This window comes from Streptomyces triticirhizae (assembly GCF_003696235.1).
Classification (GTDB): Bacteria; Actinomycetota; Actinomycetes; order Streptomycetales; family Streptomycetaceae; genus Streptomyces; species Streptomyces triticirhizae.
In genome coordinates this window covers 1-2,928 of sequence record NZ_RFFJ01000346.1, presented here as the reverse complement: position 1 = coordinate 2,928, position 2,928 = coordinate 1, and the positions used below count along the sequence as shown (strand labels likewise).

Below are 2,928 nucleotides of genomic sequence, written 5' to 3'. Positions count from 1 at the left end.
CGCGCGGCGGGCCGCCGGCCGGCGCCGCCCCGAGACCCACTCGAGTGGCGGTCGAGCAACGCTCCACCGGCGGGCCGCCGCGCACGGCACAGCGCCCCGCCCCACGGCGCGTCGAGCACGCGGCGCCGTGGGACGGGGCGATCGGGGGCCTTCCTCCTCCCCCCTCCTGTCGAGGAGGACGGCCCGGGGTCAGCAGCCGTAGGTGGTGAAGATGGAGTCGACGTGGTGCGCGTACGCGGCTCGGGTCCTCGGTCCCGCGATCCCGTCGACGGCGAGGCCGTAGCCGCCCTCGTCGTTCAGGTACCGCTGGAGCGCCCTGATCGTCCGCGGTCCGACGATCCCGTCGACGGCCCCCGCGTTGTGCCCCAGGTCGTTGAACATCCGCTGGGCGGCCTTCCAGCTCTGCGGGCCCAACTGGCCGTCCGCGACACCGGGGCTGTAACCCCTGATGCTGAGGTAGCACTGCCAGTCGCGGGCCTGGTCGCTGCTCAGGCCGAGGTTGTTGACCGCGAGCACCGAGACGTCCTCGCCGCTCGCCGTGGCGACGCCGGTCACCGCCGGGGCCGCCGCGACGCTGCCGCTCGCGCCCGCCAGCCCCCCGGCGGCGATGCCCAGCGCGGCGGCGACGCCGACCAACGGCCTGAGCACGGTGTTCTTCCGCATGTTCGGTCCCCTTTCGACGCGTGGCCGGCGTCCCGCGCCGGCCACGGTGCGCACGGGCCGGGCCCCCCGTTGAGCCCTCCCATCCCGTGCCCCCCGGAACGCCCCCACCGGGAGCGTCCGCTGACACAAGAACGTACGGAGCGCGACCGGGCCCCGGCATCCAGCGACGGGTGGAAAAGTCCCGTCCCCCGCGCGCGGCAGCCGCGTGGTTCCTGCGACTTTCGCGGTACCACGCTGGGTTGACTCCGGCCCGGCGACCCGGCGTTACGCTGCGGAGGTGCGCGAGCAAGACACCCTCGCCCCGGAGGGGCGGCGCCGCCCGGGCCCCTCCCGCGCCGCGTATGCCGTGGACACGCTCATAGCCGTCGCGATGGCCGGCGTGGCCCTGCTGCTGGCCGGTGACTCCGAGTCCGAGGGATGGCCGGAACCGAGCGCCTGGGGCCTGGTGTTGGCGGTCCTCGCCCAGGCGCCGGTCGCGCTGCGCAACCGGGCCCCGGTGGCGGTGTTCGCCGCGACGCAGATCGCCGCGTTCTGGTATGTCAGCCTCGGCTTCTGGCCGGTGGTCTGCACCTTCGGCCCGCTGCTCGCGCTCTACACCGTCGCCTCCGCGCGCCCGACGCGGATCGCGGTCGGCTGCGCGGCGGTGTTGGCCACCCTGTGGCTCTACGGGGGCGTGGTCTCCGAGTCGCAGTCCATGCCGACGGTGGCCGCCCAGGCGTTGCTCTTCGGCGCGGTGATGGTGTGGTTCGGCACGCTGGCCCGCCGCTCCGCCGAGCTGACCCGCCGCCTGACGGCCGAGCAGGCCGAACGGGCCCGCCGCGCGGTCACCGACGAACGCCGGCGGATCGCGCGGGAGTTGCACGACATCGTCGCCCACCACATGTCGGTCGTCTCGGTGCAGACCGGCCTGGCCAGCTTCGTCTTCGACTCCGACCCGCCCACCGCGCGCGCCGCGCTGACCACCATCGCCGACACCAGCCGCGAGGCGCTGGACGAGCTGCGGCGGATGCTCAGCGTGCTGCGGGACGACGCCGGCGAGGGCGAGGGCGATCCGGAGGGCGGCGCCTCGGTGACGCCGATGCCGGGCCTGGCCCGCCTCGACGACCTGGTGGAACGGCTGCGCGCCGGCGGCCTGTCCGTGCGGCTGCTCGTCGACGGGCTGCCGCGCCCGCTGGCGCCCGGCGTCGACCTGTGCGCGTACCGCGTGGTGCAGGAGGCGTTGACCAACGTCATCAAGCACGCGCCTGGCGCCGCCGCCACCGTCGAACTCCGGTACCGGCCACGGCATGTGGCGGTCAGCGTCATCGACGACGGGAAGGGGGTGAATCAGGACAGAGTCCTGCCGGGCGGTGGCCACGGGTTGATCGGAATGCGCGAGCGGGCCAAGCTCTACGGCCGGACCATCGGCATCGGTCCACGAGGCGACGGAGGGTTCGCCGTGCGGCTGGTGCTTCCCACCTCGGCGGCGGCCCGTGGAGGAGAGGGCGACCCCGGGGCATGACCAGGGTGTTGATCGTCGACGACCAGTTCCTGATCCGCGCGGGGCTGCGGGGCGTGCTCGACGCGGCTCCCGGCATCGAGGTCGTCGGCAAGGCAAGCGACGGCGAGGAGGCCGTCCAGGTCGCCGCCGAGACCCGCCCCGACATCGTGCTGATGGACATCCGGATGCCCGGCACCAACGGCATCCAGGCCACCGAACGCATCCTGGCCGAGGCCGACGACCGCGAACCCCCGCCCAGAGTCCTGGTGTTGACCACCTTCGACCTCGACGAGTACGTCTATGGCGCGCTGCGCGCCGGCGCCTCCGGGTTCCTGCTCAAGGACTCGGGGCCCGAGCGGCTGCTGGCCGCCGTCACGGCGGTCGGCGGCGGCGACTCGCTCTTCGCGCCCAGCGTGACCCGCCGGCTGGTCGCGGCCTTCGCCCGCCAGCCCGAGTCCGCCGGCACCCCGCCGCCCGGGGCCCAACCGGCGCGGGACCTGGAGGCGTTGACCTCGCGGGAGCGCGAGGTGCTGCGGCTGACCGGGCTCGGCCTGTCCAACGCCGAGATCGCCGACCGGCTGCACATCAGCACGGCCACGGTGAAGACCCACCTCAACCGGACGATGAGCAAGCTCCACCTCGACAGCCGCGCCCAGGCCGTGGTCGTCGCCTACGAGACGGGCCTGGTCACCCCCGGCGGCTGAGCCGCCGCTCGGCCGGCCGAGGCGCCGGCGGGGGCGCCGGCGGGGGCGCCGGCGGCGGGGAGGGTCCGACACGGCCGGCCG

General features: G+C 75.0%; 3 protein-coding genes. 2 read left to right on the top strand and 1 reads right to left on the bottom strand.

Translation table 11 applies throughout. The features are described 5' to 3' along the window. Nucleotides 1-189: 189 nt before the first annotated feature. Nucleotides 190-663, bottom strand: a complete 474-nt coding sequence (locus tag EBN88_RS29415) for a peptidoglycan-binding domain-containing protein (RefSeq protein ID WP_122400032.1) — start codon at nt 661-663, stop codon at nt 190-192. A gap of 370 nt (nt 664-1,033) precedes the next feature. Between EBN88_RS29415 and EBN88_RS29410 the strand changes: the two genes are divergently transcribed. Together EBN88_RS29410 and EBN88_RS29405 are read left to right on the top strand one after the other, a co-directional pair. Further along, nucleotides 1,034-2,164 (top strand): sensor histidine kinase, encoded by a 1,131-nt coding sequence (locus tag EBN88_RS29410; protein ID WP_122400033.1) that lies wholly within the window; start codon nt 1,034-1,036, stop codon nt 2,162-2,164. Next, entirely contained in the window at nt 2,161-2,847 is a 687-nt protein-coding gene (locus EBN88_RS29405) for a response regulator (RefSeq protein ID WP_122400031.1), read from the top strand. Before EBN88_RS29410 ends, EBN88_RS29405 begins: the two co-directional genes overlap by 4 nt. Nucleotides 2,848-2,928 lie beyond the last annotated feature (81 nt).